This is a genomic window from Bradyrhizobium sp. AZCC 1693 (genome assembly GCF_036924745.1).
GTDB lineage: Bacteria > Pseudomonadota > Alphaproteobacteria > Rhizobiales > Xanthobacteraceae > Bradyrhizobium.
Map to the genome: position 1 here is coordinate 2,496,975 of NZ_JAZHSD010000001.1, position 26,068 is coordinate 2,523,042.

21 protein-coding genes and 1 pseudogene are annotated in these 26,068 nt (G+C 63.8%); 11 read left to right on the forward strand and 11 right to left on the reverse strand.

Going from position 1 to position 26,068, the window contains the following annotated elements:
- Window positions 1-47: 47 nt before the first annotated feature.
- Both V1293_RS12100 and hpaR read right to left on the reverse strand, forming a co-directional pair.
- Window positions 48-1,133, reverse strand: a complete 1,086-nt coding sequence (locus tag V1293_RS12100) for a malate/lactate/ureidoglycolate dehydrogenase (protein WP_334509711.1) — start codon at window positions 1,131-1,133, stop codon at window positions 48-50.
- A 201-nt stretch (window positions 1,134-1,334) separates the two neighbouring features.
- Window positions 1,335-1,871, reverse strand: a complete 537-nt coding sequence (gene hpaR, locus V1293_RS12105) for a homoprotocatechuate degradation operon regulator HpaR (protein ID WP_442894234.1) — start codon at window positions 1,869-1,871, stop codon at window positions 1,335-1,337.
- 135 nt (window positions 1,872-2,006) lie between these two features.
- On the opposite strand from hpaR, the gene hpaH reads away from it, so the two are divergent.
- The 6 genes from hpaH to V1293_RS12135 all read left to right on the forward strand — a co-directional run bounded on the left by hpaH (window position 2,007) and on the right by V1293_RS12135 (window position 8,388).
- Complete coding sequence (gene hpaH, locus V1293_RS12110; RefSeq protein WP_334509712.1) at window positions 2,007-2,813, forward strand: 2-oxo-hept-4-ene-1,7-dioate hydratase; 807 nt, start codon at window positions 2,007-2,009, stop codon at window positions 2,811-2,813.
- A 29-nt stretch (window positions 2,814-2,842) separates the two neighbouring features.
- Complete coding sequence (locus V1293_RS12115) at window positions 2,843-3,241, forward strand: 5-carboxymethyl-2-hydroxymuconate Delta-isomerase (RefSeq protein ID WP_334509713.1); 399 nt, start codon at window positions 2,843-2,845, stop codon at window positions 3,239-3,241.
- Window positions 3,234-4,769 (forward strand): 5-carboxymethyl-2-hydroxymuconate semialdehyde dehydrogenase, encoded by a 1,536-nt coding sequence (gene hpaE / locus V1293_RS12120; protein ID WP_334509715.1) that lies wholly within the window; start codon window positions 3,234-3,236, stop codon window positions 4,767-4,769. Before V1293_RS12115 ends, hpaE begins: the two co-directional genes overlap by 8 nt.
- Before the next feature lie 99 nt (window positions 4,770-4,868).
- On the forward strand, window positions 4,869-5,852 hold the full coding sequence (gene hpaD / locus V1293_RS12125) for a 3,4-dihydroxyphenylacetate 2,3-dioxygenase (protein ID WP_334509717.1): 984 nt from the start codon (window positions 4,869-4,871) through the stop codon (window positions 5,850-5,852).
- Window positions 5,853-5,863: 11 nt separating this feature from the next.
- On the forward strand, window positions 5,864-6,733 hold the full coding sequence (locus tag V1293_RS12130; protein ID WP_334509719.1) for a fumarylacetoacetate hydrolase family protein: 870 nt from the start codon (window positions 5,864-5,866) through the stop codon (window positions 6,731-6,733).
- A gap of 29 nt (window positions 6,734-6,762) precedes the next feature.
- Window positions 6,763-8,388: a thiamine pyrophosphate-dependent enzyme gene (locus V1293_RS12135; RefSeq protein WP_334509721.1), complete on the forward strand. Its 1,626-nt coding sequence runs from the start codon at window positions 6,763-6,765 to the stop codon at window positions 8,386-8,388.
- 112 nt (window positions 8,389-8,500) lie between these two features.
- Here the strand turns inward: V1293_RS12135 and V1293_RS12140 are convergent, their stop codons facing one another.
- The 5 genes from V1293_RS12140 to V1293_RS12160 all read right to left on the reverse strand — a co-directional run bounded on the left by V1293_RS12140 (window position 8,501) and on the right by V1293_RS12160 (window position 13,589).
- Window positions 8,501-9,736, reverse strand: coding sequence for an MFS transporter (locus tag V1293_RS12140; protein ID WP_334509723.1), 1,236 nt, complete (start codon window positions 9,734-9,736; stop codon window positions 8,501-8,503).
- Between the two features lie 239 nt (window positions 9,737-9,975).
- Window positions 9,976-10,629, reverse strand: coding sequence for a DNA oxidative demethylase AlkB (gene alkB, locus V1293_RS12145; protein ID WP_334516708.1), 654 nt, complete (start codon window positions 10,627-10,629; stop codon window positions 9,976-9,978).
- 12 nt (window positions 10,630-10,641) lie between these two features.
- Window positions 10,642-11,382 (reverse strand): 2OG-Fe(II) oxygenase, encoded by a 741-nt coding sequence (locus tag V1293_RS12150; protein ID WP_334509725.1) that lies wholly within the window; start codon window positions 11,380-11,382, stop codon window positions 10,642-10,644.
- Between the two features lie 178 nt (window positions 11,383-11,560).
- Window positions 11,561-12,247: a DUF2848 domain-containing protein gene (locus V1293_RS12155; protein WP_334509727.1), complete on the reverse strand. Its 687-nt coding sequence runs from the start codon at window positions 12,245-12,247 to the stop codon at window positions 11,561-11,563.
- Window positions 12,240-13,589 (reverse strand): amidase, encoded by a 1,350-nt coding sequence (locus V1293_RS12160; protein ID WP_334509729.1) that lies wholly within the window; start codon window positions 13,587-13,589, stop codon window positions 12,240-12,242. The genes V1293_RS12155 and V1293_RS12160 overlap by 8 nt, the downstream gene beginning before the upstream one ends.
- A 201-nt stretch (window positions 13,590-13,790) precedes the next feature.
- Here V1293_RS12160 and V1293_RS12165 point away from each other — a divergent pair, with 201 nt between their 5' ends.
- The 4 genes and pseudogenes from V1293_RS12165 (at window position 13,791) to V1293_RS12180 (ending at window position 17,690) form a co-directional block, all read left to right on the forward strand.
- Window positions 13,791-14,204, forward strand: a complete 414-nt coding sequence (locus tag V1293_RS12165; RefSeq protein ID WP_057863339.1) for a Zn-ribbon domain-containing OB-fold protein — start codon at window positions 13,791-13,793, stop codon at window positions 14,202-14,204.
- 5 nt (window positions 14,205-14,209) lie between these two features.
- Window positions 14,210-15,343 (forward strand): annotated as a pseudogene (locus tag V1293_RS12170) (thiolase C-terminal domain-containing protein); the annotation flags it as partial.
- A 115-nt stretch (window positions 15,344-15,458) separates the two neighbouring features.
- A complete protein-coding gene (locus tag V1293_RS12175) occupies window positions 15,459-16,373 on the forward strand; it encodes an SDR family oxidoreductase (protein WP_334509731.1) in 915 nt (304 codons plus the stop codon).
- Between the two features lie 381 nt (window positions 16,374-16,754).
- Entirely contained in the window at window positions 16,755-17,690 is a 936-nt protein-coding gene (locus tag V1293_RS12180; RefSeq protein WP_442894344.1) for an SMP-30/gluconolactonase/LRE family protein, read from the forward strand.
- A gap of 187 nt (window positions 17,691-17,877) precedes the next feature.
- Here V1293_RS12180 and ppc read toward each other — a convergent pair whose 3' ends face one another.
- The 3 genes from ppc to V1293_RS12195 all read right to left on the reverse strand — a co-directional run bounded on the left by ppc (window position 17,878) and on the right by V1293_RS12195 (window position 23,411).
- Entirely contained in the window at window positions 17,878-20,670 is a 2,793-nt protein-coding gene (gene ppc / locus V1293_RS12185) for a phosphoenolpyruvate carboxylase (protein ID WP_442894345.1), read from the reverse strand.
- Between the two features lie 255 nt (window positions 20,671-20,925).
- The gene (locus tag V1293_RS12190) at window positions 20,926-22,467 is read right to left on the reverse strand and encodes an acyl-CoA synthetase (RefSeq protein ID WP_334509737.1); all 1,542 of its coding nucleotides are present in this window, start codon (window positions 22,465-22,467) and stop codon (window positions 20,926-20,928) included.
- A 128-nt stretch (window positions 22,468-22,595) separates the two neighbouring features.
- Window positions 22,596-23,411 (reverse strand): crotonase/enoyl-CoA hydratase family protein, encoded by an 816-nt coding sequence (locus V1293_RS12195; RefSeq protein WP_334509739.1) that lies wholly within the window; start codon window positions 23,409-23,411, stop codon window positions 22,596-22,598.
- A 101-nt stretch (window positions 23,412-23,512) separates the two neighbouring features.
- On the opposite strand from V1293_RS12195, the gene V1293_RS12200 reads away from it, so the two are divergent.
- On the forward strand, window positions 23,513-24,385 hold the full coding sequence (locus tag V1293_RS12200) for an SDR family oxidoreductase (RefSeq protein WP_334509741.1): 873 nt from the start codon (window positions 23,513-23,515) through the stop codon (window positions 24,383-24,385).
- A 256-nt stretch (window positions 24,386-24,641) separates the two neighbouring features.
- Here V1293_RS12200 and V1293_RS12205 read toward each other — a convergent pair whose 3' ends face one another.
- Complete coding sequence (locus tag V1293_RS12205) at window positions 24,642-25,958, reverse strand: ISNCY family transposase (RefSeq protein ID WP_334508238.1); 1,317 nt, start codon at window positions 25,956-25,958, stop codon at window positions 24,642-24,644.
- Window positions 25,959-26,068: the final 110 nt, after the last annotated feature.

Here is a 26,068-nt window from a genome sequence, read left to right on the forward strand (position 1 = left end):
CGCTTTCCCTTTGTGATCGTTACGATTGTTGGAGTTCGCGGAGTTGATTAGCTGGTGGCGCGCTGGATGCTGGCCTCGCTGACGCCGACCTCGCGGGCGGTGTTGACGATCGCAGCCCAGGTGTCATCCGGCAGCGGTACGCCGTTCCTGGTGCGCTCGGCGCGTGTCTTGCGTTCGGGGTCGCCGGGGACCAGCACGGCATCGACGCCAGTGATCGGCTTGGTCTTCCGGATGAAGTCGGTGTAGCGCGAGATTTCGTCGTCGAAGTAGCCAGTGGTGTCGATCACCTTGGGGTCGACATAGAAGGCGAGCATGCCATTGGCGAACTGGCGGCCGCCCGAGGTGGCGCCGGTACCAGTCAGCGCGCCGCCGAGCAGCTCGCAGATGAAGGCCAGCCCCGATCCCTTGTGCTCGCCGAACGCGCGGATCGCACCGGTGCCCTTGGTATGGTCGCGCGGCCCATCCGGCGTGTAGGGACCATAGAGCACGGACGGCTCCTCGCTCAGCGTGCCATCGGCATCAACGAGCGCACCGGTCGGCAGCTTCTTGCCGCCACGGCTCGCCACCAGCACCTTGCCCTCGGCGACAATCGAGGTGGCGAAATCGAGCACGATCGGGTCCTGCCCCTTGCGCGGAATGCCGACGCAATAAGGCGCGGTCGAGAGCCGCTTCTGCACGCCGCCAAATGGCGCGACCAAGAGCGAGCCCGCGGCGTTGACGAAGTGGACCGACACCAGCCCTTCGGCGGCGGCCATTTCGGCCCAGTCGCCGACGCGGCCGATGTGTCCGGCGTTGCGCAGCGCAATCGCCGACAACCCCGCCTTCTTGCATTTCTCGATGCCGGTCCGCACCGCGAACGGCGTCACGGTCTGGCCATAGCCGAACTTGCCATCGACCACGGCGAGCGACGGCGTATCGACGACGATCTCGGGGGTCTGGTTGGGAACGACGTTGCCGGTCTTCTTCCAGCGGATATAGACCGGAACCCGGATCACACCGTGGCTGTCATGGCCGGTGAGATTGGCCGTCGTCAGATAGGTCGCGATGCGCCGGGCTTCCTCGGGCGAGGATTCCGAATGGGAAAACACCTCTGCGACGAAATCGATCAGATTGTTGAGTTGGATGGTGACCATTTTCGGATTTCAGCCCTGACCTTGCACCGGGAAAGCCGGCGATATCAGCGGCAAACCCTGGAACTCCCACACCGGTTTTGATGACCGGCTTGGCCGGCACTTTGAGCGAAAAATCGCGCGCGTGTCCACCATTAGACAAATGATTGCAATCATTTGCGCGGCCGTTATGCATCGGGCCGGTAGCTTCATGCAAATTTGCGTTTACTCGTCGGTATCAGCCTCTGCCTCACCGGCCACTTCCATTTCCGCAAGGCCACGTTCGAGCTCGGCCAGCATGTCCTGTAGCTCGGCGAGCTTGCGCGCGCCGTAGCGATTGGTGATCTCGGCGTAGATTGCTTCCGAGGTCGGCGCGACGGCCTCGATCAGCTTCAGCCCCTTGGGCGAGATCGACACCACGCCGCGGCGCAGATCGGCCTCGGCGGTCCGCCGCTCGATCAGATCGCGCGCCTCGAGGTCGCGCAGGATTCGCGACAGGCTCGGTCCCAGCAAAAACGCGACGCGCGCCAGCTCCGTGACCTCGATGGTATCCACCGCCGTCAGCGCGCGCAGGATCCGCCACTGCTGCTCGGTCAGCCCATGGTTGCGCAAGGACGGACGGAACTGGCGCATCACGGCTTCGCGCGCACGCAGAAGCGACATCGGCAGCGAGCGGGAGAATTCGCGCATCGGTACGCCACGCATCTCGCCCGCTTTGCCGGCGCCCCCATGCGATCCGTCCGGCGATTTCTTGGCTGCCATCTTCAGTCGTCCGCCATCAGGAATCGTTGATCGAGAGAAGGATAAAGTTTTGCGTTGCAACAAGCACCAAATCAGTTTGCGCGATATCACTTAACATGTTAAACATATTTCAGCACCCTCTTTTTGCGAATGCATATGGCCCTTTCCCAGGACGAAATCCGCAAGTCCGCCGAACGGCTCGATCGCGCCGAAAAGACCCGGAAACAGATCCGGCAGCTTTCGCTCGAACATCCCGGCATAAGCATCGAAGACGCCTACGCTATTCAGAAGGCTTGGGTCGATATGAAAGTAGCCCAAGGGCGTGTCGTGAAGGGCCACAAGATCGGCCTGACCTCGAAGGCGATGCAGAGCGCGCTTAACATCGACGAGCCCGATTCCGGCATCCTGCTCGACGACATGTTCTTCGCCGATGGCGGGCTGGTGCCATCGGACCGTTTCATCGCTACCCGCGTCGAGGCCGAACTCGCCTTCGTGATGAAGTCGCGGCTTTCGGGACCGGACTGCACGATGTTCGACGTGCTCAACGCCACCGATTTTGTGGTGCCAGCGCTGGAGATTCTCGATACGCGGGTTGAACGCGTCGACCCGCAAACCAAATCCACCCGGAAGATTTTTGATACCATCGCCGACAACGCCGCGAATGCCGGCATTGTGCTCGGCGGCCGCCCGATCCGGCCGATGGACGCCGATTTGCGCTGGATCGGGGCGCTCTGCTTCCGCAACGGCCAGCTCGAGGAAACCGGGCTTGCGGCCGGCGTTCTCAATCATCCCGCCACGTCAGTCGCCTGGCTTGCCAACAAGATCGCGCCGAACGGGCTGGCGCTGGAAGCCGGACAGGTGGTGCTGGCGGGGTCGTTCATTCGCCCGATCGAGACCCGCAAGGGCGACACGATCCAGGCGGACTATGGACCTTACGGTTCCGTGAGCTGCTACTTCGCCTGACGCGTTAAGAGAGCTGGAGTCATCGCAACATGCCGCACTTCACGATTGAATATTCAGGCAATCTCGACGGGCGCGTCGACATGGGCGCGGTCGTGGAGCTGGTTCGCAAGGCCGCGGTCGAGACCGGCATCTTCCCGCTCGGAGGTATTCGCGTCCGCGCCGTCAGGTGCGAGCACTATGCGATCGCCGACGGCCGCCAGAATTACAGCTTTCTCGACATGGTGCTGCGGCTCGGCGAAGGCCGCGACCTCGCCACCCGCAAGAAGGCGGGCGAGCATATATTCAAGGCCCTGTCGGCCTATCTCGATCCGGTGTTCGCGAACCAAAAGTTCGCGCTGTCGTTCGACATGCAGATCAACGACAAGGAAACCAGCTGGAAACGCAACAACATCCACGAAGCTCTGAAAGTGGAGGTTCTCAATGGATAAGGCGACACCGAAGGACCTGTTTCAGGCCAACCGCGACCGCGCAGCCCCCCTGCTGGCCAAGCTGAAGAGCGAGGCCATCGGCCACATGATCGACGGCAAGACCGTGCCGTCGGTCTCCGGCCAGACGTTCGAGACGAAGTCTCCCGTGGATGGTGCGGTGCTGGCGTCGGTGGCGCGCGGCAATGCCGAAGACATCGACCGTGCCGCAACCGCAGCCGCGACCGCCTTCAAATCCTGGCGCGACATGCCGGCGGCGGCGCGGAAGAAATTGCTGCATCGCGTGGCGGACGCCATCGAGGACCATGCCGACGACATCGCGGTGCTCGAATGCATCGACACCGGGCAAGCCCATCGCTTCATGGCCAAGGCCGCGATCCGGGCGGCGGAGAATTTTCGCTTCTTTGCTGACAAGTGTGCCGAGGCCCGGGACGGGCTCAACATGCCGAGCGAGGAGCACTGGAATATCTCGACCCGGGTGCCGATCGGCCCCGTCGGCGTGATCACGCCGTGGAACACGCCGTTCATGCTGTCGACCTGGAAGATCGCTCCTGCCCTGGCTGCAGGCTGCACGGTCGTGCACAAGCCGGCCGAATGGTCGCCAGTAACGGCGGACCTGCTGACAAAACTCGCGAAGCAGGCAGGCCTGCCCGATGGCGTGCTCAACACCGTCCATGGCATGGGCGAGGAAGCCGGCAAGGCGCTGACCGAGCATCCCGCGATCAAGGCGATCGGCTTTGTCGGCGAGAGCTCTACCGGCTCGGCCATCATGGCGCAGGGCGCCCCTACCCTGAAACGTGTCCATTTCGAGCTCGGCGGCAAGAACCCGGTGATCGTGTTCGACGATGCCGATCTCGACCGGGCGCTGGATGCGGTGGTCTTCATGATCTACTCGCTGAACGGCGAGCGCTGCACCTCCTCCAGCCGGTTGCTGGTTCAGGAGGGCATTGCCGACAAATTCATCGAAAAGCTCACGGCGCGAGTGAAGGCGTTGAAGGTCGGCCACCCCCTCGATCCCGCCACCGAAATCGGGCCGCTGATCCATGAGCGGCATCTGGCAAAAGTCTGCAGCTATTTCGACGTCGCCAAGAAGGACGGCGCCACCATTGCGGTGGGCGGCAAGCCGCATGACGGCCCCGGCGGCGGGCATTACGTGCAGCCGACGCTCGTTACCGGCGCGCATTCAAAAATGCGGGTGGCGCAGGAGGAAGTGTTCGGCCCGTTCCTGACCGTGATCCCGTTCAAGGACGAGAAGGACGCGATCGAGATCGCCAACGGCGTGCAGTACGGCCTCACCGGCTACGTCTGGACCGGCGACATGGGCCGCGCGCTCCGCGTGGCGGATGCGCTGGAGGCCGGCATGATCTGGCTCAATTCCGAAAACGTCCGCCATCTGCCGACGCCGTTCGGCGGCATGAAATCGTCAGGCATCGGCCGTGACGGCGGCGATTACTCGTTCGATTTCTACATGGAGACCAAGCACGTCTCGCTCGCGCGCGGGACGCACAAGATTCAGAAGCTGGGAATCTAGAACTCACCGTCGTTCCGGGGCGCGAAGCGAACCCGGAACCTCGAGATTCCGGGTTCGGTCCTGCGGACCGCCCCGGAATGACAAATCCGAGGAAACCACATGCCCGTTCCGACACACATTTTCGATCCGCCGTTCAACATCATCCGCTGCAGCCACGCCGTGCTTGATGTCGTCGACCTCAACAAGAGCCGCGCATTCTACGAGAACACCGTCGGCCTCCATGTCGAGGACAGCGACGCCACGGCGGTGTACCTGCGCGGCAGCGAGGAGCACCAGCATCATTCGCTGGTGCTGCGGAAAGCCCCTGTCGCGGCCTGCAATCGCCTCGGCTTCAAGGTCGGCAATGACGGCGATCTCGACAAGGCGGCCGCATTTTTTTCCGAGAACGGCATCACCTATGCCTTCGTTGAGCAGCCGTTCCAGGGCCGCACGCTGCAATTCACGGATCCCGCCGGCTTCCAGCTCGAACTCTACGCCTCGATGGAAAAGCGCCCGCATCTGCTGCGGCGCTACGACCTCTACAAGGGCTGCCATCCGCAGCGGCTCGACCATTTCAACGTCTTCGCGCCCGAGGTGCAGAACACCGTCGATTTCTACGCGCGGCTTGGCTTCCGCCTGACCGAATATGGCGAGGAGGACGGCCCGAACGGACGCATCGCGGCGGCCTGGATGCATCGCAAGGGCAACGTCCATGACTTCGCCATCACCAATGGCCGTGGCCCTCGCCTGCATCACATGGCCTATTGGACACCGACCGCGATGAACATCCTGCATCTCTGCGACATCATGGCATCCAGCGGCTACCTGAAGAACATCGAGCGCGGCCCCGGCCGCCACGGCATCTCGAACGCGTTTTTCCTCTATGTCCGCGATCCCGACGGCCATCGCCTCGAACTCTACACCAGCGACTATTTTACGGGCGATCACGACCATGAGCCGCTGCGCTGGTCGCTGAAGGACCCGCGCCGGCAGACGCTGTGGGGCGCGCCCGCGCCGCGCTCCTGGTTCGAGGAAGGCACGCCCTTCACCGGGCAGGCGGTGCGCGAGCCGGCCTTCATCGCCGACGTCACGATTGCGGATTGATCGGATCGCCAATGGCTCATCCCCGCCTCGCTACCTACACCGTCGACGGCACGCAGAAATACGGCTCTGTGACCGATGCTGGCATCGTCGATCTCTCGGCGCGTTTCGCAAATGACTACCCGACGCTGCGCGAAGCCATCGCCGCCGGTGCGCTGACGAAGCTTGTCGAGGATGCGGCGCGGCATCAGCCGGACCATGCGCTCGATGCGATTACATGGCAGCCGCCGATCCCCTCGCCCGAAAAGATCATCTGCATCGGCGTCAACTACCCGGACCGTAACGCCGAATACAATGACGGCCAGGACGCGCCGAAATACCCGAGCATGTTCATGCGGACGCCGCGCTCCTTCGTCGGTCACAACACGCCGCTGGTGCGCCCGCGCGCCTCGGCCCAGCTCGACTACGAAGGCGAGCTGGTGCTGGTCATCGGCAAGGCCGGCCGGCATATCAAGGAGAGCGACGCGCTGGACCACATCGCAGCCGTCACGCTCTGCAACGAGGGCACCATCCGCGACTGGGTCCGCCACGCCAAGTTCAACGTCACGCAGGGGAAGAATTTCGATTCCACCGGCAGCCTCGGCCCGTGGCTCGTGCCCTACACCGGTGAAGGCCAGATCGCCGACATCCGCCTCACCACGCGGGTCAATGGCGAGACGCGGCAGGACGACCGCACGGGGCGACTGATCTTCGGCTTCCGATACCTCATCAACTACCTCTCGACCTTCACCACGCTGGTGCCCGGCGACGTCATCGTGACGGGAACGCCAACCGGCGCCGGTGCGCGCTTCGAGCCGCCGCGCTATCTGAAGCCCGGCGACGTCATCGAGGTTGAGGCCGAAGGGGTCGGCGTGCTCAGAAACGGCGTGGCCGACGAAGCCTGATAAATCCCTGCAAGCGATTGGACAGAACGATGAAATCAACTTCCGGCGGCGAAGCGATCGTCAATGGCCTCGTCGCGCATGGCGTCGACACCGTGTTCGGCCTGCCCGGCGCGCAAACCTACGGCCTGTTCGATGCCTTCCATCAGGCGCAATTGAAGGTGATCGGCGCGCGGCACGAGCAGGCCTGCGGCTACATGGCGTTTGGTTACGCGCGGTCCTCGGGGCGCCCCGGCGTGTTCAGCGTGGTGCCCGGCCCCGGCGTGCTCAATGCGGGCGCGGCGCTGCTCACGGCATTCGGCTGCAACGAACCGGTGCTGTGCCTGACCGGTCAGGTCCCGACGGCGTTTCTCGGCAAGGGCCGCGGCCATCTGCACGAGATGCCCGACCAGATCGCGACGTTGCGCACGTTTGTAAAATGGGCCGACCGCATCGAATATCCCGACGTCGCACCGTCCATGGTATCGCGTGCGTTTCAGGAGATGCTGTCGGGCCGCCGTGGCCCGGCCTCGCTGGAAATGCCGTGGGACGTGTTCACGCAGCGCGCCGAGGTCGGACCCGCCAAAGTGTTCGATAGCCTGCCCGCACCGCAACCCGACCCCGACCGCATCAAGGCCGCGGCTGCGCTGATCAAGGACAGCAAGCGGCCGATGATCTTCGTCGGCAGCGGTGCGATCCACGCGCGCGAGGAAATTCTCGAACTGGCGGAGATGATCGACGCCCCCGTGGTGGCGTTCCGCAGCGGGCGCGGCATCGTCTCCAACGCCCATGAACTTGGCCTGACCATGGCGGCGGCCTACAGGCTGTGGCCGACCACCGATCTGATGATCGGGATCGGCACGCGGCTGGAATTGCCGACGATGTCGCGCTGGCCCTATCGCCCGGATGGGCTGAAATCCGTTCGCATTGATATCGATCCCGTCGAGATGCGGCGGTTCATCTCCGACGCGGCTGTCATCGCGGATGCCAAGGCCGGTACCGCCGATCTGGCGGCGGCCGTGAAGAAGGCCGGCTACAGCAAGAGCAGCGGCCGGCGCGGCGAGATCCGCGAGGCGACGGCGGCAGCGCAACAGGAGATCCAGAAGGTTCAGCCGCAGATGGCGTATCTGAACATCCTGCGCGGGGTGCTGCCTGATAATGCGATCGTCACCGACGAGTTGTCACAGGTCGGCTTCGCCTCCTGGTACGGCTTTCCGATCTACGAGCCGCGCACCTTCATCACCTCAGGCTATCAGGGCACGCTCGGCTCGGGCTTCCCGACCGCGCTCGGAGCCAAGGTCGCCAATCCGGACCGGCCGGTGGTTGCGATCACCGGCGACGGCGGCTTCATGTTCGGCGTGCAGGAACTGGCGACCGCCGTGCAGTTCGGGATCGGCGTGGTGACGCTGGTGTTCAACAACAACGCCTACGGCAATGTCCGGCGTGACCAGCGCGAGCGTTTCGACGGCCGCGTGGTGGCGTCCGACCTCGTCAATCCGGATTTCGTGAAACTTGCGGAATCCTTCGGCGTTGGCGCGGCGCGCGTCACCTCGCCGGATCACTTCCGCCCGGCGCTGGAAAAGGCGCTGGCCGACGGCGGGCCCTACGTGATTTCCGTGGAGGTGCCAACGGATTCGGAAGTGAGCCCGTGGGCGTTCATCCATCCGGCGAAACCGTAGATTAACACCGTCGTTCCGGGGCGCGTCGAAGACGCGAACCCCAATGTGCAATTGCACATTGTGGAACCTCGAGATTTCGGGTTCGATGCTTCGCATCGCCCCGGAATGACTGCTAGACCTGCCTCGCCACACTCCGCTGCATCCGCGAGGCCGCAATCACCAGCAGGCCGGCACCGGCGACGGACCAGCACGCCACCGGCGCCCATTGCAGCAACGGCGCGTATTCCGGCAATTTCTGCAGGCCGCCGGCAACCGCCGCCATCCGTGCAAAGGTCGCGAGCGCCAGCGCGGAAAACACCAGCCCGACGACCTTGCCCTCGGCGCCGGTCTCCCCGATCGCCAGCGCCGCCGAGACCGCGGCCATCAGCATGCAGCCCCACGCAGCACCAGCAATGAACTGCGCCGCGATCAGCATGTTGAGGTTGCCGGCCGTTTCCGCGCCCAGCACCGCCAGCGCGCCGAGCAGGCCCGCAGCGCCCATCACGATCAGCCCGCCACGATGCTTGACCACGACGCTCGCCGGAAACATCGCGATGTTGAAGCCGATCCAGAATACCGGCATCAGCCATGGCAGCTCATCCGGTTTTGCGAACCGCAGATAAAACGGCGTGCTGTTGATGGAAAAATGCAGTTGATAGCCAAGCGACAGAATGACCATCGAGGCAATGAAGAACATCGGCACCTGGCCAAGCGATTTTGCCGGCGCGGCGGGTGACTTCGCGGCGGGAGGTGATTGCGCGAGGTCACGTTCGACCTTCGACAAGGCAAGCGTCGTGATCAGCAGCACCACGCCTGAGACCACAAAAGGCAGCCGCGGGTCGTGATTGCGCAGCACCACGCCGAGATAGGGCGATACCGCGCCGGCCAGTCCGTAACCGAGCATCGCCAATGCCGACAGAAACGGGATCGCCGGCCGCGCGGCGTATTTGCCCAATAATGTCAGGGGCGGCGCGCGCAAGGCCGATGACGTCACGACCCAGATCAGGATCAGTCCGATGAACCAGACCTGCGCACCCGGCCCGGTACCCGCCACGAACGGCAGCGCGACGAAGGCCGCGCAGGAGATCGCGGTCAGGACGCCGACGAAGACGCCGAGCTTGCCGACGAACGGCGCGATCCTGTCGGCGGCAATTCCCATCGCGGTGTCGGTGATGGTGAAGATCGCCTGATCCAGCATCAGGATCAGGATCACATATGACGGCGCGATCCCGACATCGGCGCACAGTTTTGGCAGGTAGATGACGTAGGTGGTCCAGCCCAGCGTGAAGACCAGCTGCAGCACGGCGAGGTAGACGCCGGCGCGGTTGGCGCTGGAATTGGTCTCGGACGTTACCTCTGATGCGGTCATGTCGGCCCCCGGCCCGCCAACCATAGACCACAGGAACCATGGATGGAACGCCCCTTCCCTTCTCCTCTTGTGGGAGAAGGTGGATCGCTGACGCAAAGCGGCAGCGAGACGGATGAGGGGTCTGTCTCCGCGGAGAGAACCCCTCATCCGGCGCCATAGCCGATGCGAAGCATCGGCGTTCTAAGAGACGGCGGCCAAAGGCCGCCTATGCCACCTTCTCCCACAAGGGAGAAGGAAGATCAGCGTGCTTTTCGAAAAGTCAGGTTGATGCGCTGGCGGCCCATGACAGCATGTTCGCCATCGGCGAGCGGGGCGACGCCGTGGAAGAACAGCCGCGACGGGCCGCCCCAGACCACGACGTCGTCATGCTCCAGCCGGTAACGGTTCGGCTTGTCGGCCCGCTTTGGCCCACCGAACAGAAATATCGCGGGCAGCCCCAGCGACACCGATACGATCGGCGCGGTAAAATCCAGCTCGTCCTTGTCCTGATGCAGCGACATCCGCGCGCCGGGCGCATAGCGGTTGATCAGGCAGGCATCTGGCGCAAAACCCTCAAAGCCGCCCGCAGCAGCGGCCTGCTCCGCCACCTGACAAAACACCCCCGGCATCGCCGGCCACGGCTGTCCGGAATTGGGATCGATGCCGTCGTAGCGATAGCCGCTATGATCCGTGACCCAGCCTGCGTTGCCGCAATTGGTCATCGCCACCGACATCTGGTGACCGCCTGACGTGAACATGCGCCGGAACGGCGCCTGTGCGATGATCTCGTGGAGCGCTGCGATGACTTCATTTTCAAACGGCTTGGCGAATCCGCGCAGCAGCACCGCGCCATCCGCCAGCGCTTCGCGGGACGGGCGCACATCCGGAACGGCCTCGAACAAATCCGCAGTCAACTCAGTCCGCACTCATTTGGCATCGTGAAAGATCACGCCGACTGTATGGCGGTGGCCGGAGCGGATCCGGCTGACGCCGTGACGCAGGGTAACGCGATAGGGCCCGCGCGTCCCCTGCACCGGCCGGTGATGCACAGCAAAGGCGACCGCGTCGCCCTGCCTGAGCGGAACCACTTCAGGCCGCGACTGCATCCGCGGCCGCTGCTCCGTCAGCACGAACTCACCGCCGGTGAAATCGCGCCCCGGTTCCGACAGCAGGATAGCAACCTGCAGCGGAAACACGTGCTCGCCATAGAGGTCCTGGTGCAGGCAATTGTAGTCGCCCTCGCCATATTGCAGCAGCAGCGGCGTCGGCCGCGTCTGCCCGGCGGCGTGGCAACGCTTCAGGAACGTCTCGTGCCGGTTGGGATAGCGGATGTCGATCCCCATCGTCTCGTTCCAGCGATTGGCGACGGGGTGAAGCCGCGCATAGAGCGCGGGCCGCAACTCGGCGATCAGGTCGGGCAGCGGATAGGCGAAATATTTGTATTCGCCGCGGCCAAAGCCATGACGCCCCATCACAATCCGGCTGCGGAATTTCTTGTCGTCAGGATAGAGCTCAGCCAATGCGGCGCATTCGTCCAGCAACAGCAAGCCTTTCAGGACGGCGCAGCCCTGCGCGTCGAGGTCGGCGGTCGCCTGCGCCCAGTCGATGGCGTCGACGCGGGCGGCGATGTCGGGCGGACGGTCGATATCTCTCGCGGTTGCTCTCATGGGAGGCAGTTTCGCAAATGGCACCGATGCGCGCCACCCGATTTCCGGCAGGCCGTCGTCCCTGCGAACGCAGGGACCCATAACCACAGGCCGTCGTGATACGGCGGCTGTGGCTCCAGCTAGTCCTAACAACAAACGACGGTGGCTATGGATCCCCGCGTTCGCGGGGTGAGACACCTCAGCCCAGCACCGGCATCGTGATCACATCATAGCCGTGGCTGATCTTTCGCTTCAGCACGGGATCCTCCAGTTCGAACTCGAAGCGATCAGCCGGGCGGATGCCGCCCTTGGCTGCAAACGTGCCGCCGAACATGGCGCAGCCGTCGGGCAGGCCCTTGGCCCCGAAACCGCGCTCAATCAGCTCCTTAACCGGCAGCATGGCATCGAGCGTGCCCTCCTGATACAGCACGCGGGCGCCGTCGATGACGGCCCAGGAGCGCAGGATCAGCCGGTCCCAATGCGCGATGACGTCTTCCAGTTCCCACAGCACGGAGGCCACCGGCTTGTCGCACATCTGTTTTGATACCGTGACGCTGTAGCTTTCCACCTTGCGGTCGGTATGGTCGGAGCCGCAACCGACGAAGATGCGGCCCTGCCAGCCGATCAGCACGAACTCGACCTCGCCGCTGGAATTTTCGCCGGAGACTTCGATGCGGTCGGCCTGCGTAATCCGCCGCGCCGAGCATCGGTAGTAGATCGGCGTCGACGCAGGCCGCGCGATGCCGATCGCTTCGAGTTCGGCGATGTGCTTGTCGCGCGCCACCGGATCGCGACCGGTCCAGCCGGCGATCACGGCGTGGTCGATCGCAAGCGTCAGCGGCGTCAACATACCCTTGTCGTCGACGTTGAAGGTCAAATCAAACACGGATGATATTCTCCATTCCGGCAGCCAATTCGAAAACGCGGCGGTCCGATCCGCCTGCGGCAGCCAGCATCAGCCCGACCGGCACCTCACCTTCGCGATGCGCCGGCAGCGAGATCGCACAGCCGTCGAGCATGTTGATCAGCGTGCAATTGCGCAAAGAACGCAAATTCTGGGTGGCGAAGGCCTGGTCGTCGGCGAGCTCGGCGATCCTGGGCGGCGTATTCGCTGTTGTCGGCAGCACCAGCGCGTCATAGGGCGCGATGCGCTGTTCCGTTCGCGTAATGAACGAACGGCGCGCCTTCAGGATGTCGATATAGTCGGCCGCGCTGATGCTTTCGCCGCGCAGGATGCGGACGCGGACGCGAGGGTCGTAGACATCGCCTTTGCTGGTGAGCAGGTAGCGGTGCCAGGCGTAGCTCTCGGCGGCGGCAAAACCTCCCTTGCTGTTCATGACGCCGATATCGTGAAATTCCGGCACCTCGATCCGCTCGATCAACGCGCCCTGCCGCGACAGCGTTTCCAGCGCACGCTCGAAGGTCTTTGCGACGTCTGCGTCAAGATCATCCAGCGCGATCGTGGTCGGCACCGCCAGCCGCATGCCCTTGACCGGGCGCGGCGGCAATGGCTGCACGGCATTATCCGCAAGCACGGCGTCCAGCACCGCGCAACAATCGACACTGCGCGCCAGCGGCCCAAAACTGTCGAGCGAGAACGACAACGGCACGCCGCCATCAAGCGGCACGCGGCTTTGCGTCGGCTTGTAGCCGACGATGCCATTATAAGCCGCCGGAATCCGGCACGAGCCGCCGGTATCGGTGCCGAGCGCGCCATGGGCCATGCGATCGGCGATCGAGACCGCCGCACCTGAGGACGAGCCGCCGGGCACGTGGCCGACGCTGCGATTCCACACGCTCTTCGGCGTGCCGTAATGCGGATTGATGCCGATGCCGGAATAGGCGAATTCGGTCATGTTGGTGCGGCCGATCACGATGAAGCCGGCCCGGCGCAGCCGCGCCACCACAGGCGCATCGGCCTCCGCCGGCGCGGAATCCTCCAGCGCGCGGGAGCCGGCGCGGGTCACCTGCCCCTTGATGTCGTAGAGATCCTTGATCGACACGGGAATGCCGGCATAGGGCGACGGCGCAGCGTTGGCTTTCCGCAGATGATCCATCGCATCTGCCGCGGCGAGCGCCGCATCCTTGTCGACATGAATGAAGGTCCGTGCGCCTTCGCCGGCGGGATCGGCAATCCGTGCGAGGCATTCCTCGACCAGTTTGCGCGCGGTGGTGCGCCCAGTGTCGAGATCGGCGGCCAGGCTGGCGAGTGTCGGATGGTTCAACATGGTGTTCTTGATTACTTCCTGTGCGATTTACCGTGGCGCGGACTATCTCCGATGACGGGCTGGCATACAAGCGCTCTCGCGCGCAGGGAATGCGGCCATGCGACAGCACCGCTGCTGGGACCGTTGACGGAGATCGGTCAATGTCGCATCAAGATCGCAACAAGCGGGTGAACGCCCGTACTCCCAAGGAGAATAGCCGATATGGCGGAGCCTGCGCGCGCAAAACCAAAACCCACGCCAGAAACGCAGCATTTCTGGGATGGAACGCAGGCCGGCGAGTTGCGCCTGCAGCGTTGCGATGCCTGCGCCAATGTCTATTTCCCGCCGCGCCCGTTCTGCCCGTCCTGCGCCTCGCGCAAGGTCAGCGTGTTCAAGGCCAGCGGCAAGGGCAAGCTCTACAGCTATGTCATCAACCACCGCCCGGCGGCGCCCGGCTTCACCCCGCCTTATGCGATCGCGGTCGTCGAACTCGACGAAGGTCCGCGCATGATGAGCAACATCATCGACTGCCCGCAGACGCCGGAGGCGCTGGAGCTCGACATGAAGCTCGAAGTCGCGTTCGAGAAACTCGACGACAAGATCACCCTTCCCCTGTTCCGTCCGGCGAAGGGCTAAGCACCATGCGCAAAAATGCAGTCGCCGTCGTCGGCGCAGCCGAGACCACCGAACTCGGCGTCATCCCCAACATGTCGCAGATCCAGTTGCACGCCGATGCGGCGCTCAACGCCATCGCCGATGCCGGACTGAAACTGTCCGATATCGACGGCATCGCGACCGCCGTGGAAACCCCGCAGCAGATCGCCCATTACCTCGGCATCACACCGACCTGGGTGGATGGTACCTCGGTCGGCGGCTGTTCGTTCATGCTGCATGTCCGCCACGCGGCGGCCGCGATCGAGGCCGGTCTCTGCAAGACCGTGCTGATTACCCACGCCGAGAGCGGCAAGTCGATGATCGGCAAATTGCCGCGCTCGACGCCGCCTGACAGCCTCAACGGCCAGTTCGAAGCGCCCTACGGCGTCTACGGCCCGCCCAGCATGTTCCCGATCCCGGTGCTGCGCTACATGAAGACCTACGGCATCACCCATGAGCAGATCGCCATGGTCGCGGTGGTGCAGCGGGAATGGGCCGCGAAGAATCCGCGCGCCACCATGAAGGCGCCGATCACGGTCGAGGACGTGCTGAACTCGCGGATGATCGCCTACCCGTTCCGCATCCTGCAATGCTGCCTCGTCACCGACGGCGGCGGCGCGCTGATCCTCACCTCCGCCGACCGCGCCAAGGACTTTCCGAACAAGCCGGTCTATATATCAGGCACCGGCGAGAGCGTGGAAACGCCGATGGTCAGCCAGATGGAGACGTTCAACTCCTCACGCGCCTTCAAGGTCGCGGGTCCCACTGCGTTCCGCGAAGCCGGCATCACCCACAAGGACGTCGATCACCTGATGATCTACGACGCCTTTGCGCATCTGCCGCTGTTTGGCCTCGGCGATCTCGGCTTCATGCCGCACGAGGAAACCGGAAAATTCATCGCCGACGGTAACACCCGTCCTGGCGGCAAGCTGCCGCTCAACACCAATGGCGGCGGCCTCAGTTATATGCACTCCGGCATGTACGGCATGTACGCGCTGCAGGAGAGCGTGCGGCAAATGCGCGGCATCGCACCGGCGCAGGTCAAGGACGCGAAGATTTCGGTCTGCCACGGCGTCGGCGGCATGTTCGCGGCGTCAGGCACGATCATCTTTACGAACGAGAGTAATCACGTCGGTCATTCCGGGGCGATGCGCAGCATCGAACCCGGAATCTCGAGATTCCGGGCTCCCGCTTCGCGGGCCCCGGAATGACCGACAACAACAGGAGACTCCCCACATGGCAAAATCACTGCAAGACAAAGTCATCATCGTCACCGGCGCGGGCCGTGGCATCGGACGCGAGATCGCGCTGCTCTGCGCGGCCGAAGGCGCCAAGGTCGTGGTCAACGATCCCGGCGTTGCCGCTGATGGCGCCGGATCGAGCGCGTCGCCCGCCGAGGAAGTGGTCGAAGAGATCAAGAAGCGCGGCGGAATTGCGGTCGCCAACTTCGAGTCGGTGGCGGAAGCGATTCCCGCGAGCAAGATCGTGAAGACGGCGACCGATCATTTCGGCCGGCTCGACGGCGTCGTCAACAATGCCGGCATTTTGCGCGACATGATCTTCCACAAGATGAGCGTGGAGGCGTTCGAGGCCGTCATCAAGGTGCACCTGATGGGCTCGTTCTACGTCTCTCACGCCGCGGCGCGGATATATCGCGAACAGGAGAGCGGCTCCTTCGTGCACTTCACCTCGACTTCGGGCCTGATCGGCAATTTCGGCCAGGCCAACTACGCCGCCGCCAAGCTCGGCATCGTCGGGCTGTCGAAGTCGATCGCGCTCGACATGGGCCGCTTCAACGTGCGCTCGAACTGCGTCTCGCCGTTCGCCTGGACCCGCATGATCGGCACCATCCCGACAGAGACCGAGGCCGAGAAGGCGCGCGTCGAGAAGATCAAGCAGATGGGCCCGGAGAAGATCGCGCCGGTGTGCGCCTATCTGCTTTCCGATGCCGCCAAGGACGTCACCGGACAAATCTTCGGCGTGCGGATGAACGAGATCTTCCTGTTCAGCCAGAATCGTCCGCTGCGCTCGGTTCACCGCGGCGAAGGCTGGACCCCGCAGACCATCGCCGAACACGGCATGCCGGCACTGAAGGGATCGTTCTCCAAGCTCGACCGCTCTGCGGACGTCTTCACCTGGGATCCGATCTGAGGAACGTCGATCTCGTCGTCCCTGCCAAAATGCGAACGCAGGGACGACGATTCTCCGCTATCTTCCAGTTGTTTCACCACAGGCCGCCCGCTTTATGCCGGAATGCGGGCCGATGTTTTTCCTCCCAACAAAAATGCACGGGAGGAAATCATGACAACCTCGCTGACCTTTCCTGATTCCCAGCAACAAGGCGGCGGTTTCGACCGTCGCAAGATACTGACCGGCGCGGCAGCACTCGCCGCCTCCGCCGTGACGATGAAGACGGCTTCTGCCGCCTCCGTGGCGCCGCTTGGCCAGACCGGCGCGCCGACCACGGCAACGCAGCCCCTGCCGCTCGGCCCGCTTCCCGGCGCCCGCTATCCGGACTCCCGTCTGGAGTCGATGAAGAAGCCGAAGGTATCGTTCGGCCCCACCGGTTTCCCGGCCTTCGCCGGCACCATGGCCGTCGAGCGCGTCGCGACCGGGTTCCGCTGGGCCGAAGGCCCGGTCTACTTTCCGGCCGGGCGATATGTTCTGTTTAGCGACATTCCCAATAACCGCATCATGCGCTTCTCGGAGGATGACGGTCACGTCAGCGTATACCGCCATCCGTCGATGAACTCGAACGGCAACACCATCGACCGCGAAGGGCGCCTGATCACGTGCGAACACAGCGGCCGACGGGTCACCCGGACCGAACTCGATGGCTCGATCACGATCATCGCCGACAAGTACAATGGCAAGAAACTGAACTCGCCGAACGACGCGGTCGTCGCGGCCGACGGTTCGATCTGGTTCTGCGACCCAGCCTACGGTATCGGCGGCTATTACGAGGGCATCAAAGCCGAGCCCGAGCAGGAAAAGAAAAACGTCTACCGGGTGGATCCGAAATCCGGCGACATCAAGATGGTGGTCGATGACTTCGTGGAGCCGAACGGCCTTTGCTTCTCGCCTGACGAGAAGAAGCTCTATATCTGCGATACCGGCTTCACCGACGGGCCGGACAACCCGTCGCATATCCGCGTGTTCGACGTGGATCTCGCGGCCGGAAAGCTTTCGAACAGCAAGGTCTTTGCGGACATGCCCAAGCCCAGCATTACCGACGGGCTGCGCTGCGACACCGCCGGGCGCCTTTGGTGCTCCGTGGGTTGGGGCGATCAGAATGAGGATGGCGTGCGCTGCTACACGCCGGACGGCGATCTTCTCGGCAAGATCCACATCCCGGAAACGGTCGCCAATATGTGCTTCGGCGGCCAGCAGCGAAACAGACTTTATATCTGCGGCTCGTCATCGCTCTATGCCGTCTACACCAGTGCGCAGGGCGCCATGAAGCCGTGAGAGGCGCCGAGGGCGCGAATAATTGTTGAACCTCCGATTCCACCACGAGTCGTCCCCGCGCACGCGGGGACCCATAACCACAGGGCTCGGTTGTTGCAGGATGGTCTCTCCCATCCTGCCTTACTGATAGATCACGCGGTATGGGTCCCGGCGTTCGCCGGGACGACCGTGGAGAGAGTGGCCTCTCTCAGCCGCTGTTCCGTAATCCCGCAGAAATTCCATTGATCGTGAGCTGAATCCCGCGCAGCACCTGTTCGTCCGGACTGTGCGCGCGGTGCTCCTTGAGCAATTCCACCTGCACGTGATTGAGCGGGTCGAGATAGGGGAAGCGGTTGCGGATCGATCGTTCCAGCAGCGGGTTGCCCTGCAAGAGGCGCTCGTGCCCCATGATGTCGAGCAGCGTCTCGATCGACGAATGCCATTCGCGCCGGATGCGCCCAAAAATGCTTTCGCGCAACTTCACGTCAGGCACCAGCTCGGCATAGCGCGAGGCGATCGCGATCGAGCTCTTGGCCAGCACCATGTCCATGTTGGACAACAACGTGCGGAAGAACGGCCATTCGCGATAGAGTTCCTGCAGGAACGGCATGCCCTGCTCCGGATGCTCCGCAATCCAGGTCTCGACCGCGGAGCCGAAACCGTACCAGCCCGGCAGCATCAGCCGGCATTGCGCCCAGCTGAACACCCAGGGAATGGCGCGCAGGTCCTCGATCTCGCGGGTCTTCTTGCGCGAGGCCGGACGGCTGCCGATGTTGAGCGTCGAGATTTCGGTGATGACCGTGGAGCCCCAGAAATAATCGGCAAAGCCTTCGGTCTCGTAGACCAGCCCGCGATAAGCCCTGAACGCCAGCGCGGAGAGCTGCTCCATCGCGGTGAGATATTCCTTGCGCGGCGCGCTCTGCCGCGGATGCAGCAGGCTCGCCTCCAGCGTCGCGGCAGCGAGGATTTCCAGATTGCTGCGGCCGACCTCGGGGTTGGAGTATTTGCTGGAGATGATTTCGCCCTGCTCGGTGATGCGGATCTGGCCGTTCACAGCGCCGCCGGGCTGGGCGATGATGGCGTCATAGCTCGGGCCGCCGCCGCGGCCGACCGAACCGCCGCGGCCGTGGAACAGCCGCAACCGCACGCCGTGGCGCTCGAACACGTCGACCAGTTCGATTTCGGCCTTGTAGAGCTCCCAGCCCGAGGTGACGAAGCCGCCATCCTTGTTGCTGTCGGAATAGCCGAGCATCACTTCATGGACGCCGCCGCGGCTGTCCACCAGCCGGCGATAGTCGTGCAGCGACAGCATCCGGTCCATGATGCCGGAGGACGCCTGCAGATCCTCGATGGTCTCGAACAGCGGCACGATGTTGATGGCGCTGCGGCCGGAGGGGTTGATGAGGCCGACCTCCTTCAGAAGCACCGCCACCTCCAGCATATCGGACATGCCCTTGCACATCGAGATGATGCATTGGTGGATCACATCCGTGCCAAACCTGGCATGGGCTTCGGCGGCAGCGCGGAACACAGCGAGTTCGCCCAGCGTTTCCTCGCTGTACTTGACGAAGGCCGAGCTGAGCGGCCTTGCACTGCGCAGCTCACCCAGCAGCAGATTGACGCGGGCTTCTTCGTTGAGGTCCAGATAGGACATCCCGGCGATCGCCGCGTCGAACAGTTCCGCCACCGTGCGCTCATGCACCGCGGAATTCTGCCTGATGTCGAGCCGCGCGAGATGGAAGCCGAAACAATCCACGGCCCGGCGCAACGACCGCAGCCGTCCGCGCGCGATCACGCCGGAATTGTTCGCGATCAGCGAGCGATCGAGCACATCGAGATCGGCCTTGAACTCCTTCACGCTCGCATAAGGCGCGGCCTCGCCCACCGGGCGGCGCGTAGTTTCAACCTCCAGCCGCACCGCGGTCGCGGTCAGCCGGGCATAGATGCCGGACACCGCCAGCCGATACGGTTCGCCGCTTCGGTGCGGCGAGGTATCCGGCGAGCGCCCGGCCAGCGCGCGCAATTCGTCGGAGACGTCGGCAAGATGCGCCGCCAGCGACAGTTCCGAACCAAGGACGTGCAGCTCCTCCAGATAGAAGTTCATCACCCGGCTCGACTGCAGGCGCAGCGTGCCGCGCATCACGTCGGCCGTCACGAACGGGTTGCCGTCGCGATCGCCGCCGATCCAGCTTCCCATGGTCAGGAACGAGGCCAGTTCACCCGGCGCGCCGCCCTCCTCCAGGTTCAGCCGGTCTTCCAGCGCGCAATGCAGCCGCGGCACCTCGTGCAGGAAGGTGTAGTCGTAGAATGACAGGCCATTGGCGACCTCATCGAGCACGGTCAGCTTGGTCCGGCGCAGCAGATTGGTCTGCCACAGCGTCAGCACGGCGCGGCGCAGTTGTTCGGCGCTGGCTTCGGCTTCCTCCGCCGTGAGCTGGACGCGTTCGCGCCGGTCGAGCAATCCAGCGATTTCCATCTCGCGGTCGATTGTGCTCTTGCGGCGAACCTCGGTGGGATGCGCGGTCAGCACCGGGCTGACCTGGGCCTCCCCAAAGAAGCGGCGCAGGTCGGCGGCGCTGAATCCGGCCGTCTTTGCGTGTGACAACGTCTGTGTCAGCAGGCTCGGCCGCGGCCCGCCGGGACCACGACCGCGCATCTGGCGGATGTTGTTCTGGTCCTCGGCGATGTTGGCGAGATGCGAGAAATAGCTGAAGGCGCGGACGATCCGGACGGTATCGCTGATCGACATGCTGTCGAGGATGGTTTCGAGTTCCCGCCGCGCCAGCTTGTCCTCGTCGCGGTGGAACCGGATCGAGGTCTGCCGGATGCGCTCGACCAGGTCGAACACGTCGGCCCCCTCCTGGTCGCGCACGGTATCGCCGAGAATACGGCCCAGCAGGCGGATATCCGTCCGCAGCCGCGCGTCTTCCTCCAACGCCAGCGTTTCCTCGGTACGGTCGAACCGGACCTCGATCTCGGGAGACATGGTCTGGGAAGACACTATCTGGGAAGTCATGGCTGGCCACCTCAGAAATTGCCCGGCAATTCCGAGTGTGCAATTTTTTTACCGCAGTGCAAGATAAAGATGGAGGATAAAGATGGAGGCGGCTCTTCGTCGTCCCTTCTCTTGCGTCGTCCCTGCGAAAGCAGGGATCCATAGCCACCGGCCATGGGGCTCGCACGAGGTCTTAGCCGATGTGGCCATCAGAGAAGCCGCGGAGTATGGGTCCCTGCTTTCGCAGGGACGACGAGATACCTAAATCCTCCGCCCGGCCTGCTCCCAATAGGGATCGCGCAGCCGGCGCTTGAAGATTTTGCCGGAATCTTCTCGCGGCAGGTTGGACTGGATTTCGATGTGCTTCGGCACCTTGTAATCGGCCAGCGATAGCTTGAGCTGGGCGCGGACGGACGCGATGTCGAGCGTCACGCCCGGCTGCGGCTCCACCACCGCCATCAGCGCCTCGCCGAATTCCGCGTCGGGAATGCCGAACACCGCGCAATCATGCACGCCCGGTATCGCGTGCAGCGCGGCCTCGATCTCGGCCGGATAGATGTTGACGCCGCCCGAAATCACCATGTCGCGCTTGCGGTCGCAGATGAAGACATAGCCGTCGGCGTCGATGTAGCCGACATCGCCCGAGGTGATGAAGCCGTCGCGATCGATCTCGGCGCGTTTTTCCGGCTTGTTGTGATAGGTGAAATCAGGATTGCCTGATATGCGCGAATAGATTTCGCCGATTTCGCCCTGCGGCAATTCCTTGCCGTCGTCGCCGATGAAACGCAATTCCGCGCCGGGCGAAATCCTGCCGACGGTGCCGGGCTTTCTCAGCGCGTCCTCCGAAGTGGCGAAGGTGACGGCGCCCGACTCGGTCGAGCCGTAGAATTCGTAGATGATCGGCCCCCACCATTCGATCATCGCGCGCTTGACGTCGGCTGGACAGGGCGCGGCGGCATGGATGATGTGGCGCAGCGACGACATGTCGTATTTCTTGCGGACCTCCTCCGGCAGCTTCATCAGCCGGATGAACATGGTCGGCACCATGAAGATGGTGTCGATCTTCTCGGTCTCGATCACGCGCAAAAATTCTTCCGCGTCGAAGCGCGGCATGATCACCAGCGCGCCGCCAAGGCGGCCTGCGCGCAGGCCGAACGAATTCGGGGCGGAGTGATACAGCGGCCCGGGAAGCAGCGCGCGGGCGCCCGGCTTGAGGCCATAGATCATCCCGCGCATGCGCTCGGCATTGGCGCTCTGCTCCGGCGTCGGGGCAAACCGGCGCACGCCCTTGGGATGGCCTGTGGTGCCCGAGGTGTAGATCATGTTCTGCGGCTGCGGCACCGCCGGCCCGTCATAGCGCGGGTGCTGCTTTAGCCAGGATTCGAAATCGATCGCGAAATCGGGCGTGGTGAGGTGATCGGGATTGATCTTGTAATTGGCGATAATTTCCGGCGGCGTCGGTACGCTGATTGCCGTGACGCCCTGCGGGATCGCCTCGCGCAACTGGTGCAGCATGTCGGCATGCGCGATCAGCACCGAGGTGCCGGAATCCTTCAGCACATAATTGATCTCTTCCGGCTTGAAGTGCCAATTGACGGGCACGCCATAGGCGCCGAGCCGCATCGCGGCATAGGCCGCCTCGATGAAGGCGATGTCGTTGCGCATCAGCATGGCGACGCTGTCACCCTGCTTGACGCCGAGTTTTTGCAAGCCGCTGGCGATGCGCTCAGAGCGATCGGCGACCTCCGCATGGTCGCGCCGTCGCGGGCCGCTGATGATGCCATGGAAGGGGGAGTCGGTCATTGCCTTGTTCTTTTTTCTTACGAGAATTTTTCAGATCGTCATGGCTGGGCTTGTCCCGGCCATCTACGTTCTTGCTCGCGGTTACAAAGGACGTGGATCACCGGGACAAGCCCGGTGATGACGGCGAATTAGCCCACGTCCGCAAACCGCGGCGCGCGCTTTTCCATATTCGCGCGCACCGCCTCAGTCTGGTTGGGACTGCCGAGCAACTTCTGCTGCTCGACTGACTCGGCCAGCAGCGCCGGAGCTGGGTCGACAGACAGCTTGTTCAGCATGCGCTTGGCGGCGCGGATCGCATCCGGACTCTTGCCGGCGATTTCGCGCGCGACCTCGAAGGCCGCAGCAAGCGGGTCGTCACAGATCCGCGTCGCGAGACCGTAGCTCATGGCTTCCTGCGCCGAGAAGATGCGCCCGGTATAAGTGAGGTCGCGCAGGATATCGTCACGGACGAGACTCGCGAGGATCGGCGTGCCGGCCATGTCGGGCACCAGGCCCCATTTGATCTCCATGATCGACATCCGCGCGTCGGGCGTGAGGAAGCGCATGTCGGCGCCGAGCGCGAGCTGGAAGCCGCCGCCGAACGCCACGCCCTGGATCGCGGCGATGACAGGCACCGGGAGCTGGCGCCAGCCCCAGACCGCAGCTTGCGGAAAGTTCGCCAGCCCATGCGTGCGTGCAGTGAGGTCGCGTTTCTCGCCACCGGCGATCCCGTTACCGCCGCTCTCCTTCATCGCGGCAAAGCGTCCCATATCGAGCCCGGCACAGAATGCCCGCCCCTCCCCGGACAATACTACCACCCGGACGCCTTTTTCATGGGCAAGCCGTTCGGTCGCGGCCACCAGCGCCTCAAACATCGCGGCATCGAGCGCGTTCATCTTGTCGGCTCGCACCAGCCGGACGTCAGCGATGCCGTCCGAAATCGATATCGAGACGCGTTGCTCCATGAGAATTCTCCTCCACACTTCGTTCTTGGCGCTTTACAGAACGGCCGTTGCCGGTTTTAGTCAATCGACCAATTAACAGACAATCCCCTTGGGTGGAAACGATGTTCAACGATCAGCTTCTCGCCGGGCGGCGCATTCTCGTGACCGGAGGCGGCACCGGCCTCGGCAAGTCCATGGCCGCACGGTTTCTCCAACTGGGAGCCGAGGTCCACATCTGCGGCCGACGCAAGACCGTGTGCGACGAGACTGCGACCGAATTGATGGACCTGCATGGCGGGCGTGTGATCAGCCACGGCGTCGACATCCGCAATGCGATGGCGGTCGACGAAATGATCGAACAGATCTGGACCGAAGGTCCCCTCACCGATCTCATCAACAATGCGGCCGGCAACTTCATCTCGCGCTCGGAAGAGCTCTCGCCGCGCGGTTTTGATGCCGTCGCCAACATCGTGATGCATGGCACGTTCTATGTGACACACGCCGTGGGACGGCGCTGGATCGCCGGTAATCATCGCGGCAACGTGGTGTCGATCACCGTGACCTGGGTGCGCAACGGCTCGCCCTATGTGGTGCCGTCGGCGATGAGCAAATCCGCGATCCACGCCATGACGATGTCGCTGGCGGTCGAATGGGGCAAGCACGGCATCCGCCTCAACACCATTGCGCCGGGCGAAATCCCGACCGAGGGCATGAGCAAGCGCATCAAGCCCGGCGACGAGGCCGGCGCGCGCACCCGGGCGCAGAACCCGATGGGCCGCGTCGGCACCATGGAGGAATTGCAGAACCTGGCGGTGTTCCTGATCTCCGGCGGCTGCGACTGGATCAATGGCGAGACCATCGCCATGGACGGCGCGCAGGCGCTCGCGATGGGCGGCAATTTCTATCAGTTGCGCGACTGGAGCGACGACGACTGGAGCAAGGCGCGCGACTCGATCAAGGCGCAGAACGAAAAGGACCGCGCGGCGCGGGGGTGAGCTGTCGTCCCTGCGAACGCAGGGACCCATAACCACCGTCGTTCGTTTTGCGAAGGCAACTAGCGCCATCGTCTCACTGATCGGCCGCGGCGTATGGGTCCCTGCATTCGCAGGGACGACGTGCTGAAGAGTTGCGGCCACTCTCGCGTATGTCCGTAGCGGGTGAAGTTGTCGTATTTTTGTAGCTCGTGATCTGTCGCCTTCGTTGTTGAGTTTCGGAGGAGCCGGAAGGCGTGGACGGTTTCCTCCGGGTTGGTCATGCCACGGATATTGCTGCCGGGTTAGCCCTCCTGGTCGGTTTCTTTGTTCGACTTGAAGCCCGTTTCTCCGCCCCGACCCGCGCTATCTCGACGGCGGCGCGCGCAGGGGCGGTCAAGGACGCGCGCTTGCGCGCCCGCAAGGGCTTGTCCTTGACGGCTCCGAGCACGCTGCCAGGCTGAGGCGCGTCGGGGCTGATCTGGTGTCCGTCGGCGGCAAACGTCGCCAATCGGTGCGGGCCAAGGAACACGCTCGCGGTGCCATCGGGATACTCATGGACCCGCACCAGGGCTTTGACGAAGTGGGGCCTGAGCCGGCTCTCCGGCAGCTGCAGCCGCCGACCGTTCCATGCGATCGTATTGTCGTTGGCGACGGTTCGGTCTTCGATCACGCACAGCGCTTCGCGCCAAGCCTCGTGGCGATCGGCGACGAACGCCGTGCCCGGCTGTTCGGCCTTGATCGCAAACGCCGCGTTATGCTCGGCCATGTAATGCGCCCTCAGCCACGCATTGGCGGCTTCGACCGTCCTGATCCCGGCGAGCCGCAGGTCCTTCGGCAGCCGGCCCTGCAGCGTGCCGAACATCCGCTCGGAGCGCCCGCGCGCCTCCGGCGAATAGGCTGCGATATGCTCGATCCCAAGATGCGATAAAGCCCGTCCCACCTGGGTTTGTTGCGTCTTCGAGACCTTCTCGCCAGCCTTCGGGGTGTAGAAATAATGGCTGCCGCGATCGGTGTAGAGCGCGCAGAACAGGCCGCGCCCGCCAATCACTTCGCCCAAGGCCTGGAACGTCGACGCCGTGCCTTCTTCCTCGACCAGAAACATCGAGTAGATCTCGCTCGTCGCATCGTCCAGCGTGACGATCAGGTCCATCGCCGGCAGACCTTCGATCCAGGCGTGGCGCGACCCGTCCTGATGCAGCAGCATGCCCGGAAGCGGCCGGCGCGGACGCTTCTTGCGGTGCGCCGAACGCTTCGGCGCCTTCCGCACCAAGCCCGCCGCGTGCAAGGCCAGCTTCGTCACCGTGTAGCCAAGCACATAGCCATGCCGCTTTTGCAGCTGCTCGTGGAAGTGCTTCACCGTGAAGTCCGCGTACCTGTCCCGGAACAGCCCCAGCATCCGCTCAAGCTCTTCCTCCGGCGCGCGCCGCGGCGATCGCCGCCCCATACGGAGGTCGACAAGCCCGTCATCGCCCTCCGCCTCATAGCGTTCCGCCCAACGTTGAAACGTCCGCACGTTGATCCCGAGAAGCTCAGCCGCGGCCGCCTGCGTCAGTTCCTTCGCCTCCGTCCGATCCAGCAAATCCGAAAACCGCATCCGTCGTACACCCTCGTGAATGGATGCCGTGCCCATCGTGCCCCCTTTGTTCCAGGGCACCAAAAACACGACACTTCACGAGCTACAAACACACGACAGATCACGCGCTA

Coding starts and splice junctions, on each gene's coding strand:
- V1293_RS12100 (WP_334509711.1), bottom strand. CDS start 1,133: ATGGTCACCATCCAACTCAACAATCTGATCGATTTCGTCGCAGAGGTG.
- V1293_RS12150 (WP_334509725.1), bottom strand. CDS start 11,382: ATGAGAGCAACCGCGAGAGATATCGACCGTCCGCCCGACATCGCCGCC.
- hpaD (WP_334509717.1), top strand. CDS start 4,869: ATGCCCGTTCCGACACACATTTTCGATCCGCCGTTCAACATCATCCGC.
- V1293_RS12200 (WP_334509741.1), top strand. CDS start 23,513: ATGTTCAACGATCAGCTTCTCGCCGGGCGGCGCATTCTCGTGACCGGA.
- V1293_RS12135 (WP_334509721.1), top strand. CDS start 6,763: ATGAAATCAACTTCCGGCGGCGAAGCGATCGTCAATGGCCTCGTCGCG.
- V1293_RS12195 (WP_334509739.1), bottom strand. CDS start 23,411: ATGGAGCAACGCGTCTCGATATCGATTTCGGACGGCATCGCTGACGTC.
- V1293_RS12160 (WP_334509729.1), bottom strand. CDS start 13,589: ATGTTGAACCATCCGACACTCGCCAGCCTGGCCGCCGATCTCGACACT.
- V1293_RS12140 (WP_334509723.1), bottom strand. CDS start 9,736: ATGACCGCATCAGAGGTAACGTCCGAGACCAATTCCAGCGCCAACCGC.
- V1293_RS12130 (WP_334509719.1), top strand. CDS start 5,864: ATGGCTCATCCCCGCCTCGCTACCTACACCGTCGACGGCACGCAGAAA.
- V1293_RS12175 (WP_334509731.1), top strand. CDS start 15,459: ATGGCAAAATCACTGCAAGACAAAGTCATCATCGTCACCGGCGCGGGC.
- hpaE (WP_334509715.1), top strand. CDS start 3,234: ATGGATAAGGCGACACCGAAGGACCTGTTTCAGGCCAACCGCGACCGC.
- hpaR (WP_442894234.1), bottom strand. CDS start 1,871: ATGGCAGCCAAGAAATCGCCGGACGGATCGCATGGGGGCGCCGGCAAA.
- V1293_RS12115 (WP_334509713.1), top strand. CDS start 2,843: ATGCCGCACTTCACGATTGAATATTCAGGCAATCTCGACGGGCGCGTC.
- V1293_RS12190 (WP_334509737.1), bottom strand. CDS start 22,467: ATGACCGACTCCCCCTTCCATGGCATCATCAGCGGCCCGCGACGGCGC.
- hpaH (WP_334509712.1), top strand. CDS start 2,007: ATGGCCCTTTCCCAGGACGAAATCCGCAAGTCCGCCGAACGGCTCGAT.
- V1293_RS12205 (WP_334508238.1), bottom strand. CDS start 25,958: ATGCGGTTTTCGGATTTGCTGGATCGGACGGAGGCGAAGGAACTGACG.
- V1293_RS12180 (WP_442894344.1), top strand. CDS start 16,755: ATGAAGAAGCCGAAGGTATCGTTCGGCCCCACCGGTTTCCCGGCCTTC.
- V1293_RS12165 (WP_057863339.1), top strand. CDS start 13,791: ATGGCGGAGCCTGCGCGCGCAAAACCAAAACCCACGCCAGAAACGCAG.